12 protein-coding genes are annotated in these 15,594 nt (G+C 60.5%); 10 read left to right on the top strand and 2 right to left on the bottom strand.

Features of this window, described 5'->3' with window-relative positions; genetic code table 11:
* Positions 1–218 precede the first annotated feature (218 nt).
* The 6 genes from AUC43_RS09345 (at position 219) to AUC43_RS09320 (ending at position 6,584) form a co-directional block, all read left to right on the top strand.
* On the top strand, positions 219–1,499 hold the full coding sequence (locus tag AUC43_RS09345) for a sugar isomerase (RefSeq protein WP_068192246.1): 1,281 nt from the start codon (positions 219–221) through the stop codon (positions 1,497–1,499).
* An 8-nt stretch (positions 1,500–1,507) separates the two neighbouring features.
* Positions 1,508–2,881 (top strand): FGGY-family carbohydrate kinase, encoded by a 1,374-nt coding sequence (locus AUC43_RS09340; protein WP_071886070.1) that lies wholly within the window; start codon positions 1,508–1,510, stop codon positions 2,879–2,881.
* 52 nt (positions 2,882–2,933) lie between these two features.
* Positions 2,934–3,674, top strand: a complete 741-nt coding sequence (locus tag AUC43_RS09335) for a (Fe-S)-binding protein (protein ID WP_068192243.1) — start codon at positions 2,934–2,936, stop codon at positions 3,672–3,674.
* On the top strand, positions 3,671–5,071 hold the full coding sequence (locus AUC43_RS09330; RefSeq protein WP_068192241.1) for a lactate utilization protein B: 1,401 nt from the start codon (positions 3,671–3,673) through the stop codon (positions 5,069–5,071). The genes AUC43_RS09335 and AUC43_RS09330 overlap by 4 nt, the downstream gene beginning before the upstream one ends.
* A complete protein-coding gene (locus AUC43_RS09325) occupies positions 5,068–5,637 on the top strand; it encodes a LutC/YkgG family protein (protein ID WP_068192239.1) in 570 nt (189 codons plus the stop codon). The genes AUC43_RS09330 and AUC43_RS09325 overlap by 4 nt, the downstream gene beginning before the upstream one ends.
* Positions 5,638–5,780: 143 nt before the next feature.
* The gene (locus tag AUC43_RS09320; RefSeq protein ID WP_068192234.1) at positions 5,781–6,584 is read left to right on the top strand and encodes an NIPSNAP family protein; all 804 of its coding nucleotides are present in this window, start codon (positions 5,781–5,783) and stop codon (positions 6,582–6,584) included.
* A 63-nt stretch (positions 6,585–6,647) separates the two neighbouring features.
* Here the strand turns inward: AUC43_RS09320 and AUC43_RS09315 are convergent, their stop codons facing one another.
* Complete coding sequence (locus AUC43_RS09315; RefSeq protein ID WP_233254141.1) at positions 6,648–7,871, bottom strand: Gfo/Idh/MocA family protein; 1,224 nt, start codon at positions 7,869–7,871, stop codon at positions 6,648–6,650.
* Complete coding sequence (locus AUC43_RS09310) at positions 7,868–8,887, bottom strand: FAD:protein FMN transferase (protein ID WP_199243525.1); 1,020 nt, start codon at positions 8,885–8,887, stop codon at positions 7,868–7,870. The genes AUC43_RS09315 and AUC43_RS09310 overlap by 4 nt, the downstream gene beginning before the upstream one ends.
* Positions 8,888–8,909: 22 nt before the next feature.
* Here AUC43_RS09310 and AUC43_RS20925 point away from each other — a divergent pair, with 22 nt between their 5' ends.
* The 4 genes from AUC43_RS20925 to AUC43_RS09295 all read left to right on the top strand — a co-directional run bounded on the left by AUC43_RS20925 (position 8,910) and on the right by AUC43_RS09295 (position 15,584).
* Entirely contained in the window at positions 8,910–9,281 is a 372-nt protein-coding gene (locus AUC43_RS20925) for a hypothetical protein (RefSeq protein WP_157781014.1), read from the top strand.
* 77 nt (positions 9,282–9,358) lie between these two features.
* On the top strand, positions 9,359–12,442 hold the full coding sequence (locus AUC43_RS09305) for a SusC/RagA family TonB-linked outer membrane protein (RefSeq protein ID WP_068192229.1): 3,084 nt from the start codon (positions 9,359–9,361) through the stop codon (positions 12,440–12,442).
* 32 nt (positions 12,443–12,474) lie between these two features.
* On the top strand, positions 12,475–14,133 hold the full coding sequence (locus tag AUC43_RS09300; protein ID WP_068192226.1) for a RagB/SusD family nutrient uptake outer membrane protein: 1,659 nt from the start codon (positions 12,475–12,477) through the stop codon (positions 14,131–14,133).
* 68 nt (positions 14,134–14,201) lie between these two features.
* Positions 14,202–15,584 carry a 3-keto-disaccharide hydrolase gene (locus AUC43_RS09295; protein WP_335340915.1) on the top strand — a complete coding sequence of 461 codons (1,383 nt, stop codon included), beginning with the start codon at positions 14,202–14,204 and terminating at the stop codon, positions 15,582–15,584.
* The last annotated feature ends 10 nt before the right edge of the window (positions 15,585–15,594 follow it).

The raw sequence follows: 15,594 nt of genomic DNA, 5'->3' as shown, positions 1-15,594 counted from the left end.
GTCGTGGAGCCGTGACAAGATGCTTCCTTCGTCAGCATGACAGATGATTGGTTTAGTTATGCGGTAAAGATGCTCCGCTGCGCTCGGCATGACGTTCTGCTCGCAGCTTTCAAACTTTTCCTGGCAAACAGGAGAGCCCAGAAGAGTTAGGGGCGGTGAGTACAGGTAATTTGCTCTTCCCAAGCGGGTATTTATTCACAAATCCCACCCCAACGCGCATGTTCTCTGACCAACGCCTTGCCGACCTCAACCAGCCGCTGCTCGCCGAGCACCAGTTGCAGTTCCAGCACCTCGCCGATTCGCCGCGCCTGCGCCAGGTCGACCTGCCCGGGGTGGTGCAAAAGCTGATGGATTTTCAGGTGGCCATTCCGAGCTGGGCGCTGGGCACGGGCGGTACCCGCTTCGGCCGCTTCGCGCTGGGCGGCGAGCCGAGCACCCTGGAACAGAAAATCAGCGACGTGGGTATTCTGCAAGCCCTCAACCGCTCGTCCAACTCCATTTCGCTGCACATTCCCTGGGACATTCCGCAGGACATTCCGGGCCTGCAGCAGCTGCTGAAAGAGCAAGGACTGGTGATTGACTCGGTGAACTCCAACACCTTTCAGGACCAGAAAGACCAGCCGCACTCCTATAAGTTCGGCTCGCTGAGCCACACCGACAAGGCCGTGCGCGAGCAGGCCATTCAGCACAACATCGACTGCGTGGGCTACGGCCGCCAGCTCGACGCCAAAACCCTGACCGTGTGGCTGGCCGACGGCTCCAACTTCCCCGGCCAGCAGCACCTGCGGCGCGCGTTTCTGCGCACCCAGGAGTCGCTGGCGGCCATCTACGAGGCCATGCCTTCGGACTGGACCATGTTGGTGGAGTACAAGCCCTACGAGCCCAACTTCTACTCGATGGTGATTCCGGACTGGGGCACCTCGCTGGCGCTGTGCCAGGCCATTGGCCAGAACGCGCAGGTGCTCGTGGACCTGGGCCACCACCTTCCCAATACCAACATCGAGCAGATTGTGGCCCGCCTGCGGCAGTTCGGCCGCCTCGGCGGCTTCCACTTCAACGGCTCGATGTACGGCGACGACGACCTGACCACGGGCAGCATTAAGCCCTTCCAGCTGTTTTTGATTTTCAATGAGCTGGTGGACAGCGCCGTCGACCAGTCGGTGCCGGCCGAAGCCGTAGCGTACATGATTGACGCCAGCCACAACGTCAAAGACCCGCTGGAAGACCTGCTCCAGTCCGTCGAGAACATCCTTTCGGCCTACGCCAAAGCCCTGCTCGTGGACCGCGAGACCCTCAACGAAGCCCAGGAAGCCAACGACGTAGTGCGCGCCGAGGAAATCCTGCGCGACGCCTTCCTCACCGACGTGCGCCCGCTGGTGGCCGAAGCCTACCGCCAGAGCGGCGGCGCCCTGAACCCCATCGCGGCCTACCGCGCCGCGGGCGTGCGCGAGCAACTCATTCGCCAGCGCGGCAAGCACAGCGTCTCAACCGGGTTATGAAAAAGGCCATGAAAAAGTCGGTTTATGCGGTATTCGACATTGGCAAGACCAACAAAAAGCTGATTCTTTTCGACGAAGACCAGCAGATAATTGACGAGGAGCAGCACGTGTGTACCGACGTGCTCGACGACGACGGTTTTGTGTGCGACCACCTGCCCCGGCTCACCGAGTGGGTGCTCGACCACTGGCGGCAGCTGCGCACGCATGAGCATTACACGGTGAAGGGCGTGAATTTCACGGCCTACGGCGCCAGCTTCGTGCACCTCGGCGCCGATGGCCAGCCCCTGCTGCCGCTCTACAACTACCTCAAGCCCTTGCCGGCCGAAATCGAGGAGAAGTTCTACGCCGAGCTGGGCCAGTCGCCCGAAGACTTTGCGGCCGACACCTGCTCGCCGCGGCTGGGCCTGCTGAATTCGGGTCTTCAGCTGTACTGGCTGAAATACGCCAAGCCCGAGCAGTACGCCAAGATTCACACCTCGCTGCACCTGCCCAACTACCTCTCCTACCTGATTTCGGGCGAGAAATTCAGCGACTACACCTCCGTGGGCTGCCACACCGCGCTCTGGGACTACAAGCGCAACCAATATCACGACTGGGTGCGCCGCGAGGGCATCGACGAGAAGCTGGCGCCCCTCACCCGCGATTCCATCGCCTCGGTGGTGGATGGCATTCTGGTGGGCGTGGGCATGCACGACAGCACCGCCGCTGTGATGCCTTACCTGGCCGAAAACGAGGAGCCCTTCGTGTTGGTGTCTACCGGCACGTGGTCGGTCACCATCAACCCGTTCAACAGCCGGCCCCTGACTCCGGAGCTGCTGCACCGCGACTGCCTGAGCTTCATGACGCCCCGCGGCGAAGCCACCCGCGCTGCCCGGGTTTTCCTGGGCCGCGAACACGACTTCCAGGTGGAGCGCATCGCCGCCCACTTCCACGTGAAGCCGGATTTCTACCGCTCCATCGTGCTGGCCCGGCCCTACGATGAGACATCTGCCGACTTCAAGCCCGGCTGCATGGCCGGCACCGGCCCCTTCCCCGACGAGCCCGCCGACGAGTGGGACCTCTCTGGCTTCCGAACCGCCTCCGATGCCTACCAGCACCTCATGCACGGGTTGATCAGCATCCTGCTTGAATCCATCCATCTCGTGTGGCAGGGTGAAAAAACCATCTTCGTCGACGGTGGCTTTGCCCGCAACCCGCTCTTCATGCAAACGTTGAGCTGGAACTTCCCGAAAGCGGAAATCCGCACGCTGGAGGTGCCGCAGGCCACTGCTTTGGGCGCCCTGGTGCATCTGGAGCAAGGCGAGGCGCTGAAGAAAACCCACCCGCTGTTTACAGATGAGAATGATTTGCCGCTGGTCACAGCGCAAGACCGCACGGTTTGAGATGTTGAGCTAAAACGTAGGAAGGTCATGCAGAATACGATTTAAAACTAGAATGAAAGTCGCCCTATTCGTCCCGTGCTACATCGACCAGTTCTACCCCCAGGTAGGCGTGGCCACGCTGCAGCTGCTCGAAAAGCTGGGCGTGCAGGCACACTTCCCGGCTCAACAAACCTGCTGCGGCCAGCCCCTGGCCAACAGCGGCTGCGAGCGCGAGGCGCTGCCCATTTATAAGCACTTCGTCAACACCTTTCAGGACTACGACTACATCGTGGCGCCCTCGGGCAGCTGCGTGTACCACGTGCGCAAGCACTTCGACAAGCTGGACCAAACCGACGAAGTCCAGCACGTGCGCGGCGCGGCCTATGACCTCATTGACTTTATCAGCACCGTGCTGAAGGTGGAAACCCTGCGGGGCGCCTTCCCCCACAAAGTGGGGCTGCACCTGAGCTGCCACGGCCAGCGCGGCCTGCACCAGGCCAACGAATCGGAGATGACGCCGGTGCGCGACGGCCAGCTGCGCCGCCTGCTGGCCTCGCTCGATGGCATTGAGCTGACCGAGCTCAGCCGCAACGACGAGTGCTGCGGCTTTGGGGGCACGTTCTGCGTGTCGGAAGCCGGCATTTCGGCCCGCATGGGCCAGGACCGCGTGGCCGACCACGTCCGCCACGGCACGCAGGTGCTCACCGGCAGCGACATGTCGTGCCTGATGCACCTGGAGGGCATTGTGCGCCGGGCCCAGCTGCCGATAAGGGTGATGCACGCCGCCGAAATTCTTAACGGACTCACCGCATGAACCACGCCATCCGCGCCGACAAGTTTTTGCTGGATGCCGACCGCACTACCTGGCACGACGAAACCCTGTGGTTTGTGCGCGAAAAGCGCGACCGCGCCGTGTACGCCGTGCCCGAGTTCCAGGAGCTGCGCGAACTGGCTTCCCAAATCAAAGACCACACCCTGAGCCGGCTCGACCTGTACTTGCAGGAGTTTGAGGCCGCCGCGCAGGCCAACGGCGTGCACGTGCACTGGGCCGCCGATGCCGCCGAGCACAACGCCATTATCCTCGACCTCATCCGGCAGCAGGGCGCCACGCGCATCGTCAAAAGCAAGTCGATGCTCACCGAGGAATGCCACCTGAACCCCTACCTCATCCAGCACGGCATCGAAGTGGTGGACACCGACCTGGGCGAGCGCATCATCCAGTTTCGGGAAGAAGCGCCCAGTCACATTGTGCTGCCCGCCATTCACCTGAAAAAGGAGGACGTGGGCGACACCTTCCACCTTCATTTGGGCACCGAGAAAGGCGAAAGCGACCCGCAGCTCCTCACCGAAGCGGCCCGCCAACACCTGCGGGCCAAGTTCCTGGCCGGGCAGGTGGCCATCTCGGGCGTCAACTTCGCGGTGGCCGAAACCGGCGGCGTGGTCGTGTGCACCAACGAGGGCAACGCTGATTTGGGTGTAAATCTGGCGGCGGTGCACATCGCCTGCATGGGCATCGAAAAGCTGATTCCGCGGCTCACCGACCTGGGCGTGTTTACGCGGCTGCTGGCCCGCAGCGCCACCGGCCAGCCGGTCACCACCTACACCTCGCACTTCACCAAGCCGGCGGCGGGCAAGGAAATGCACATTGTCATCGTGGACAATGGCCGCACGCAGCAACTGGGGCGGCCCGACTTCCGGGCTTCCCTCAAGTGCATCCGCTGCGGGGCCTGCATGAACACCTGCCCGGTGTACCGGCGCAGCGGCGGCCACAGTTATGACTTCACCGTGCCAGGCCCCATTGGGGCCATCCTGTCGCCGAACATTGACATGAAGAAACACCGCTCGCTGCCATTTGCCAGTACGCTCTGCGGCTCGTGCACGGACGTGTGCCCGGTGAAAATCGACATCCACACCCAGCTCTACAAGTGGCGGCAGGTGCTGGGCGAGGCGGGCGAAATTCCCGCTTCCAAGAAGTGGAGCATGAAGTTTATGGGCCGGCTGCTGGCCAGCGCCCGCGTGTACGGTCTTAGCGGGCAGTTTGCGCGCCAGGCCCTGCGCCTGCTGCCCCACGGCCTCACGCACGCGGCCTCGTTCAATGCCTGGGCCGTGGCCCGCGAGTTGCCCGAGCCGCCCAAGCAAAGCTTCCGCGAATGGTACCAGCAACAGCCGAAATCCGTCCCGCAACCCCAGACGCCCCAGGTTACGGTATGAGTAGTGCTTCTCGCAACCGCATTCTCCTGGCGGCCCAGGCCAACAAGCCGGCCGAAACGCCCCTGCCCACCGTACCCGATTTTGGCGGCGAGGCCACGGCCGAGCGGTTCACCGCGGTGCTGTCCAGCATCGGCGGCACCGTCGTGTGGCTCGATGGCTTGGGCCAGTTGGGCTCGACCCTCCAGCAGTTATTCCCGGAGGCACGCAATACAGCCTCTCCCCTATTCGATGCCACCGTGCCGATTCATGCCGACACGCCCACCCACGTGCTCGCCGAAATTGACCTGGCGGTATTGACGGGCGAAATCGGCGTGGCCGAGAACGGCGCCATCTGGTTGCCCGAAGCCAACATGCTGCACCGGGCGTTACCCACCATCACCCAGCACCTGGCGCTCGTGCTCGACCACCGGCGCATCGTGGCCACCATGCACCAAGCCTACGCCCAACTGCCCAGCACGGGCAGCTACGGCAAATTCGTGGCCGGCCCGTCCAAGACGGCCGATATCGAGCAGTCGCTCGTGATTGGGGCCCACGGTGCCCGCAGCTTAGTGGTTTTGCTTTATTGATTTTCAACCGCCAGCTTTCACATTTCGAGATATGGCATCAATTTCTTTGAAAATCAACGTATTAAACAGTAAATGTACGATGTCAAAAAGCGTGCTCACCCGTTTTTATTGCATACCTAACTCCACATCCCGAAGCTCAGTACATGAAATTACTCAAGCCGACCCTTATTATGCTGTGCCTGATTTGTGCAGGGGCATTGGGCTCTTTACGGGGCTATGGCGCGTCGCCTAAACGCGACTTATTCGCGCTAAAAATCTACCATCTGCAAACGAATGAGCAGGCCGACCGCCTGGACCACTACCTGCAGCAAGCCTACCTGCCCGCGCTGCACCGGGCGGGAGTGAGTAAAGTCGGGGTTTTCAAGCAAAATGCGCAGGCAGCAGGCGCGCCGGCTCCCACCGAGCAGCTGGTCTTTGTGCTTATTCCGTGCCGTTCTGCCCAGCATTACACGAAGCTTAATCTGGGGTTGGAGCAGGACAAAGCCTATCAAACCGACGCGCAGGACTATCTGAAGACCGCCTTCGATAATCCGGTGTATACCCGCTTCGAAACGGTGTTAATGCTCGCCTTCACGGGCATGCCCACTTTTCATTTGCCGGCTTTGAAAGCCAGCCCTGCAGAGCGGGTGTATGAGTTGCGCAGCTACGAAGGCGCATCGGAGGCATTGCATCAGAATAAAGTCGCTCAGTTCAACAACGGAGAAATCGGTATTTTCAAACGCCTGAATTTCAACACTGTTTTCTGTGGCCAGGTCATTGCAGGCGGCAAAATGCCCAACCTAATGTATCTGTCGACCTTTGAAAACCAGCAGGACCAGGAGGCGCATTGGCAGGCTTTCAAGAATGATGCGGAATGGAAGACGCTAAGCGCCATGCCAGCGTATGCGCACAACATGCTGCGCATGGATAAGTACATGCTGCACCCGGCTGCTTATTCGGAGATTTAATGGCACCTTCAATGCCCATGGGCTCAGCCCATGGGCATTGAAGGTGGTTCGCTCTACTGCGCGCTAGCTAAGGTTGTATTCCGGCCGCCACTTTTCGATGGTGTGGTTGTAGATGGCCTGGTTGGCTAGGTGGACGGTGCACGCGGCCCGGGCGCCGGTAATAACGTTGGAGTCGGGCATTTTCTTCTCGCTGACCGCCCGGTAAAAATCGTTCAGCGCGTACCAAGAGCCGTCCTTCAGGGGCTCGGCGCCGGTGGTGATGGGAATGCCGCCGTCTTTGTTCCAGGTGATTTTGGTGGCGCCGGTTACTCCGTCTACCGTGCCGTATTGTTTCACGGTCTCCTTCTCGGGGTAGTAGATGCCCTCGTTTACCAGCAGGGAAATGGTGCCCTTGGTGCCTTTCAGCTTAAACAGGTAGCCGTCGCGAGCATTGCCGCATGTAGCGCCAAAGTTGCCCACCATGCCTTCCTGCGCGTAGCGCGCCATTACCTGCACGTTGTCGTAGGTTTCGCGCCCGTCTTTGTAGTAGTCGATGCCGCCGGTCCCGAACACCTCGTCGGCGTGGGTGTCGAAGGCCCAGTTGATAAAATCCATCTGGTGGGAGAGTAGCTCGGCGGCCAGCCCGCCGGAGTACTCGCGGTACATGCGCCAATTGATTTTGCGCTCTAGGCCCGGCTCCGGCACGGGCCGCCGCCAGCTGCCGTTGCGGTCCCAGCGGCAGTCAATCTGCGTCACCTTGCCCAGGTAGCCCTGCTTAATCATCTCCTTGACCCGGTAGTACAGCGGCGAATAGCGGTATTGATGCCCCACTTGCAGCGTCTGGTTGGGCCGCCGCTGCGCCAGCCGCACGAGTTCCAGCGCCTGCGGGATGTCGTAGGTCATGGTTTTCTCGAGGTAAATCTGCTTACCCGCCGCCAAGGCGTCTTTGGCCACCTGGAAGTGCAGGTTCAGCGGCACCGAAATAATCACGGCCTCTACCGTGCGCGAGTCCAGCAGCGCCTGGTAGTCGGCGTAGGGTTTGGCCTTGCCGCCGGGCATGATTTTCTGGGCTTCCTGCAGCCGGAAGGGCAAATCGTCGCACAAGGCCACCACCTCAAACTTATCGGGGAGTTCCTGCAGCACCTTGAGCAGGCCCTTGCCCCGGTCGCCGCAGCCGATGATGCCGATTTTGAGCTTGCCCATGGCGGCCGGTGCCGCGAAGGCTTCGAGCAGCTCGTGGTGCAGCAGCAGGCCGCCGGTGAGCAGTCCCGTTTTCTTGATAAAGTCGCGTCTTGGGAAGTCCATCATTGGGGAGAAAATAACCGTTGAAATCCGGGGGTGGCCGTATCGGCAATGCTGCCGTCGGGGCGCTGATAAATCAAGTAGGCCTGCAAGTGCCGGTGGCGCCGCAGAAAAGATAGTGCTTTCGCGATGCCCATGCCCATGAGGGCGTTGTCGTACGCGTCGGCGGTCAGGGCATCGCGCGCGAGCACCGTCACGCTAATCATTTCATTCTGGAACGGATAGCCGGTTTGGGGGTCAATCAGGTGCGCGCTTTTTAGAGGGCCCCACTGCTTGAACTTGCGGTAGTTGCCGGATGTCGTGACGCCCCCGGCCCGAAGTCGAATAACCTGCTGAAAGCCGGAGGGCTGCACGGCGCTGGTGTCGGGGCGCTCAATACCAATTCGCATGAGTTCCCCACCGGGCCACTTGTGCCCCCGCACCCGGATTTCGCCGCCTAGCTCCACCATGTAATTGCGGATGTGATGGCGCTCCAACAGCGCGGCCAGCATGTCTACGGTGTAGCCCTGGGCAATGCCGTTCAGGTCGATGTGCACGCCGGGCCGGTCTTTCACCAGCGAGTCGCCGCGCAGGTGCAGCTTATCGGAGCCCACCTGCGCCAGCAATCCCTGAATAGTGGCCGGCGAGGGTGGCGCCTCGATGTGCTGGGTGCCGAAGCCCCAGGCCCGGACCAACGGCTCCACGGTCGCATCGAAGAGCCCTTGGGTGTCTTCACACACCTGCAAGGCTTTGCGGACGACCCGCTTTAAGTGCTTGTCGGCCACAATGCCTTTGGGCGAAAGATTAAACTGGTTAATCAGCGAGCCCGGCGCGTAGAGCGAAAGCGAAGCGTCAATCTCGGCGAGCTGCCGGGATACGCTTTCCCCGCTTACGGTGCTATCGGCAGCGTAGTAGGTGATGGCGTACGTGGTGCCCTGGGCATAGCCATTGAGGTGAAAAGGCCGTCGGGCCGCCTCCTGCGGGGGGGGCGATAACCACAGGCCAATGGTGGCGATTATTAAGAGTACGAAGGGCGAATACACGACGCGCTAGTTGCAAACAAAAATGTCTCCCGGCACCGCAGTACCGGGAGAATTAGCCCAGCGAGGCTGGTGGGGCCTGACATTACAGGCACGCAGCAGGCGGTTTAATAATAAAGCAATTTCGGCCATTTGGCGGGCGAACTCTCATGTACCTACCTGCCCGGCTCCAATCAGCCACAACTCTTTCAAACCACTCGACAGCCACTGGTTATCAGGGCGTGAAGGTTTTTTCTTTTTTGAATTCATCAATTATGAAAAGCCAACCCCTTCCGGGAACGTTCCCGGCAACGTTTGCGGAGATAATTCCGCGAGGCATTATCGCATTCGCCATCAGTTCCCCATACCTTCCGGCAAGCTAGCATATCCTTTAAGTAAATTATTTGCTTTGAGTTAAATGCTTAGCTCAAATATTGCGGCAAGCTATATAAGTATTGGCACTTCACTTTTCTTTCACCGGTCACCTTCCAGCCCATGATTAAAATTTACTCTGGCCACTTGCGCAACGTGGCATTTTTCATAATGCTGATGCTAGCCGGGGCCTCTACCGGGGCGTGGGGGCAGCAAGCCGGGTCCGAAATCACTGGCAAGGTGGTGGACGAAAAAGGCGCCGGGCTGCCCGGCGTCACCATTCAAGTGAAAGGCTCCACGGTGGGCACCAGCTCAGAATCCAACGGTAACTTCTCGCTGAAGGTGCCGGACGGGGCCAGCACCCTCGTGTTTTCGTTTGTAGGCATGGGGGCACAGACCGTAAGCATCGACGGGCGCCGTCAAATCAACATTACCCTGAAAGAAGATGTCCGCGCCCTAGGCGACGTGGTGGTGGTGGGCTACGGCACCCAGAAAAAGAGCCAGACCACCGGGGCCATTTCCTCGGTCACATCGAAGGAAATTGCGGAACTGCCGGTGTCTAACGCCCGACAGGCGCTGCAGGGCCGCGCCGCCGGGGTTGACGTAATCCAGACCGGCAGCGAGCCGGGCGGGGGCGTTACGGTGCGCATCCGGGGCCGCCGCTCCATCAACGCTTCCAACGACCCGCTCTATGTTGTAGATGGCATTCCCATTGCCGGGGGCATTGACGACATCAACTCGCAGGACATCGCCTCGATGGAGGTGCTCAAAGACGCCTCGGCTACGGGCATCTATGGCTCGCGTGGGGCCAACGGCGTGGTGCTGGTGACCACCAAACGCGGCAAAGCCGGCAAAACCGTAGTGAGCTACGACGGCTACTATGGCACCTCGAAGGCCCTGGGCCAGGTTGACGTGATGACCGGGCCGCAATACGCCGAGTACAAGCGCGAGGCCTACCGGACAGCCGGCATCTATGACGATGCCAACCCGACGGCTTCCGACAAGAAAATCTTTTCGGCCATTGAGCTCGACGGCATCGCGCAGGGGCGCAGCACCGACTACCAGGCCCTGCTACTACGCACGGGCACCATTCAGAGCCACCAGATTGGCATTCAGGGCGGCAGCGAGAAAACCCAGTTCGCCATCTCGGGCAACTATTTTCAGGACAAGGGCATCTTGAAGCAAACGGATTTCACCCGCTACACTTTCCGGGTAAACCTCGACCATCAAATCAACGACCGGATTCGGGTGGGCGCGTCCACGTTCGGCGTGTACAGCCTCAACAACGGCGCCGACAGCCCCATCAACAACCCGGCCTTCGACGGTTTCCCCAACCCGAGCTACACGGCCCGGGGCTTTCACCCGTTCGGCGGGGCGTTGTCGGAGAACCCGCTCGGCAAGCCGTTTGATGATCAGGGCAACCTGATTTTCCTGCCCACCCCCGACGGCCTGCGCTCCAACCCGGCCGCGGAAGTGGTGCCGGGCGCCAACATCGCCGAAACCAAAACCGTCCGCCTCTTCAACAGCATCTATGGCGAGTGGAAAATTGCCGATGGGCTGAAGTACCGCGTCAACTTCGGCCCCGACCTGACCAACCAGCGGTTCGGGCGCTTCACCGGCACTTACACCAACGCCCGGCGCCTGGGCGCGCCCACGGGCCGGACCGAGTTTGGCCAGCGCTTCAACTACACCCTTGAGAACATCGTCACCTACAACAAGACGTTCAACTCGGTGCACAACCTCGGGCTCACGGCTCTGCATTCCATCCAGCGCGACAACTATGAGACGGCCTTCATCGACGTAAACGCCGTCTCGGCCGAGTCGCAGCAGTTTTACAACCTCGGCCAGGCGGGCTCCTTCAACGCGCCCGGCACCGATTTACAGACCTGGACGCTGCAGTCGTTCATGGGGCGCGTCAACTACGACTACAAGGAAAAGTACCTGCTCACCCTCACGGGCCGCTACGACGGGTCTTCGCGCTTTGGGTCGAACAACAAGTACGGCTTCTTCCCCTCCGTGGCCGTGGGCTGGAATGCCGGCGATGAGGAGTTCTTCAAAGGGCTTTCCTGGCTCGACCAGCTGAAGCTGCGTGCCAGCTACGGCTCCATCGGCAACACGGGCATCTCGCCGTACCAGACGCAGAGCCTGCTGGCCCGCACCAGCTACGCCTTTGGCACCACGCCCGCCTATGGCTACCGCGTGGGCACGCTGGGCAACGACAACCTGAAGTGGGAAACCACCAGCACGGCCAACGTGGGCATGGATTTCAGCCTGCTGAAGGGCCGCGTGTACGGCTCGATTGAAGCCTACCAGGCCGACACGCGCGACTTGCTGCTCTACGACCAGCTGCCCATCTCCAACGGCTTTGACCGGGTGCTCCAAAACGTGGGCCATACCCGCAACCGGGGCGTGGAGGTGACGCTGACCACGGTGAACGTAAACACCGCCAGCGGCTTCAAATGGTCGACGGATTTGCAGTACACCCGCAACCGCGAGGCAATAGTTGAGCTGTTCAACGGCACCAAGGATGACGTGGGCAACAAGCGCTTTATCGGGCAGCCCCTGCAGGTGTACTATGACTACGAGAAAATCGGCATCTGGCAGCTGGGCCAGGAGTCGCAGGCGGCGGCCTTCGGGCAGAAAGTGGGCCAAATCCGCATTAAAGACCAGAACGGCGACGGCAAGATTGATGCGGTCAACGACCGGGTCATTCTGGGCTCAACCATTCCTAAGTGGGCGGGCGGCATCACCAACCGCTTCGAATTCAAAGGCTTCGACCTGTCGTTCTTCATCTACGCCCGCATTGGCAACATGATTCGAAGCGACTTCCACACCAGCACCAACCAGCTGGCCGGCCGCTACAACAACCTGGACATCAATTACTGGACCCCGACCAACCCCACCAACGACTTTCCGCGGCCCAATAAAGACCAGGAGTTCCCGATTTATAACACGACCCTGCAGTACTTCGACGGCTCTTTTGTGAAGGTGCGTAACATCAATTTCGGCTATAACTTCTCGCCGGCCTTTACGCATAACCTGAAAATCACGGGCCTGCGCGTGTACACCAGCATCCAGCAGCCGTTCATCTTCGCCCAGTTCCGCTCGAAGTACAAAGGCATTGACCCGGAAACCTCCGATGCCGTGAGCGCCAGCCAGATTCCTTCGGTCCGGCAGATTACGTTCGGCGTCAACGCAAAATTTTAAGGCCTGCCCCAGCACTTTCAACTCCCTCAGACATGAAGACTTTGAAATCCGGTAATGTATTGCTCGCCGCCGCGCTGCTGCTGCTGGCTACGCCCTCCTGCAAAGACCTGCTGAACGAAAACGTCGTTTCGCAGGTCAGCTCCGATTACATCACCACCGCGGCCGGTTTCGACGCGGGCGTGAAGGCGGTGTACTCCTCGCTGCGCGATTTCTACGGCCGCGAAAGTGGGATGGACGTGACCGTGTTCGGCACGGACACCTATACCTTTGGCTCCGACGGCACTTATAAGTATATGAATCAGTATACTACTCAGCTGGATAGCCGCACGCAGCCCATCGTGGACATCTGGAATGCCTTTTACGTGGGCATCAACACGGCCAACGCCGTGGTTGACCAGGCGCCCAACGTGACCGGCCTCGACGAGGCCACCAAGAAGCGCCGGGTGGCAGAAGTGAAGTTCCTGCGGGCCCACCACTATTTTGTGCTGGTGCAGATGTTCGGCCCAATTCCCCTGGTGCTCGCCCAGAGCACCACGGCCAACAAAGTGGCCACCCGTACCTCGGTGAAAGACGTGTACGCCGCCATTGTGAAGGACCTGGAATCGGCATTGCCGGACCTGACCGCTACCACTTCCGACTACGGCCGGGTAACCAAAGGGGCCTGCGAGCACCTGCTGGCCCGGGTCTACCTTACGAAGGCCACATCTGAAGCCGCCGCGCCCACCGACTACGACCAGGCCGCGACCTATGCCCAGAACGTCATCAAAAACTACACCTACAAGCTGCTGCCGGACTTTGCCAATGTGTTTGCGCAAGGCGCCGGCGAAGTGAACGACGAGGTGATTTTTGCCACCCAATACACCAGCGACCCCACCACCAACGGCATAGGCAACGAAACGCACCTGTACTATGTGATGGAGTACGATGCGCAGGCCGGCATGAAGCGCGACATCTTCTACGGTCGTCCCTTCCGGCGCTTCCGGCCCACCACCTACACACTGAACACCATTTTCGCCGACCGCGTGAACGACTCGCGCTACCTGAAGAGCTTCCGGACGGTGTACTATTCCAACAACCCCGGCACCTTCACCAACCTGTTTGATACATCCAAGCCCTCCATCACGGTGCAGACCGGCGACACGGCCATCTGGCTGCCCGGCGTGGAGCTGACCATGGCCCAGCGGGCTAAGAAGCGTTACCAAGTGCTGGTGCCCAGCCTGTACCGCCCCAACCTGTTTCCGACCCTGACCAAGTTTCTGGACCCGCTGCGGCCCGACCTGCAATACCAGCCCGGCAGCCGCGACTTCCTCATGTTCCGCCTAGCCGAAACCCACCTCATTGCCGCCGAGGCCTTATTCAAAATTGGCAAGACTGCTGAGGCACTGCCCTTCATCAACGCCGTGCGCCGCCGGGCTGCCTTCCCCGGCAAAGAGACGGCGATGCTGCTCACCGCCAGCCAGCTGACCATGGAAACCATCATGGAAGAGCGCGCCCGCGAGCTCCTCGGCGAGATGTTCCGCTGGTTTGACCTGAAGCGCTGGGGCGTGCTGATTGAGCGCGTGAAACTGTACAACCCCGACGCGGCCCCCAACATCAAGGCCGGCAAGCACGAGCTCCGCCCCATTCCGCAGGACCAGATAGACCGCACGGCCGGCGGCGTCGCCGCCTTCCCGCAGAACCCTGGGTATTAACGCTAGGGCAACAACTGGCCTTGCCCCAGGCAGCTTTCGCATTCAAACACCCCTTTTCCCCTAGTGCATTGAAAAAACTTACAGCAATGGCCACCGGAGCGGTGGTGGCTTCGATGGCTTTTATTTACCCCCGGCCGGCCAGGGCCCAGGCTGCCGACTCCTGGCAAAACCTGTTCGACGGCAAGACCCTGAACGGGTGGAAGCGCGTGGCAGGCACCGCCGATTATAAGGTCGAGAACGGCGTCATCGTCGGCACTACGGTAATGAACTCGGGCAATACGTTTCTGGTCACCGAAAAGGAGTACGGTGACTTCGTGCTTGAGCTCGATGCCATGGTGGAAAGCCCGGTGAGCAACTCAGGCGTGCAGACCCGCAGCCACTTCGACACCGAAGGCCACACCGGCAAGGTGTACGGCCGGCAGGTCGAGTTCGACCCCTCGGAACGGAGCTGGTCGGGCGGCATCTACGATGAGGCCCGCCGCCAGTGGCTCTATCCGCTCGACCTGCACCCGCAAGCCAAATCGGCTTTTAAAGTCGGCCAGTTCAACCACGTGAAGGTGGAGTGCATCGGCAACGAGATGAAGACCTGGGTTAACAACATGCCCATTGCTTACGTGGTCGACCCCATCGACCCCAGGGGCTTCATCGGCCTGCAGGTGCACGGGATCACCACCAAAGAGCAGGAAGGCAAGAAGGTCTATTTCAAGAACATCAAAATCAAAACCGCCAACCTGAAGCCCAGTCCCTTTCCGGCCGATGTGTACGTGGTCAACTTCGTGCCCAATTACCTGAATGGGTACGAGAAGCAGCACGGCTGGAAGCTGCTGTTCGACGGCAAAACCTCGGCCGGCTGGCGCAGCGCCAAGGGTACCGCTTTCCCGGCCAAAGGCTGGGAGATTGCCGACGGCACGCTCACGGTGCAGCCCTCGGCTGGCAAAGAGGCGGCCAACGGCGGCGACATCGTCACCAATGCCCAATACAAAGCCTTTGACCTCTCGTTTGAATTCCGGCTGACGCCCGGGGCCAACAGCGGCGTGAAGTACTTCGTGACGCTGAACGAAAAAACCGAGGGCTCGGCTATTGGCCTGGAGTACCAGGTGCTCGACGATGCCCTGCACCCCGACGCGAAGCTCGGGCGCGACGGTAACCGCACGCTGGCCTCGCTCTACGACCTGAAAAAGGCCGACAAGAACCCGCGCTTTATTCACCCCATCGGCGAGTGGAACGTGGGCCGCGTGGTGGTATTCCCCGACAACCGGGTGGAGCACTACCTCAACGGCGCGAAAGTGCTGGAATACACCCGTGGCTCCAAGGAATTTCTGGAGCTGGTGGCCCAGAGCAAGTACCACATCTGGCCCAACTTCGGCATGGCGCCGCAGGGCCACATCCTGCTGCAGGACCACGGCAACAACGTGTCGTTCCGCAGCATCAAAATCAAAGAGCTGAAATAACTAACCTTTC

Origin of the sequence: Hymenobacter sedentarius, assembly GCF_001507645.1 — a bacterium.
Classification (GTDB): Bacteria; Bacteroidota; Bacteroidia; order Cytophagales; family Hymenobacteraceae; genus Hymenobacter; species Hymenobacter sedentarius.
The sequence above is the reverse complement of the archived record's forward strand: the minus strand, read 5'-3'. Positions and strand labels throughout refer to the sequence as shown.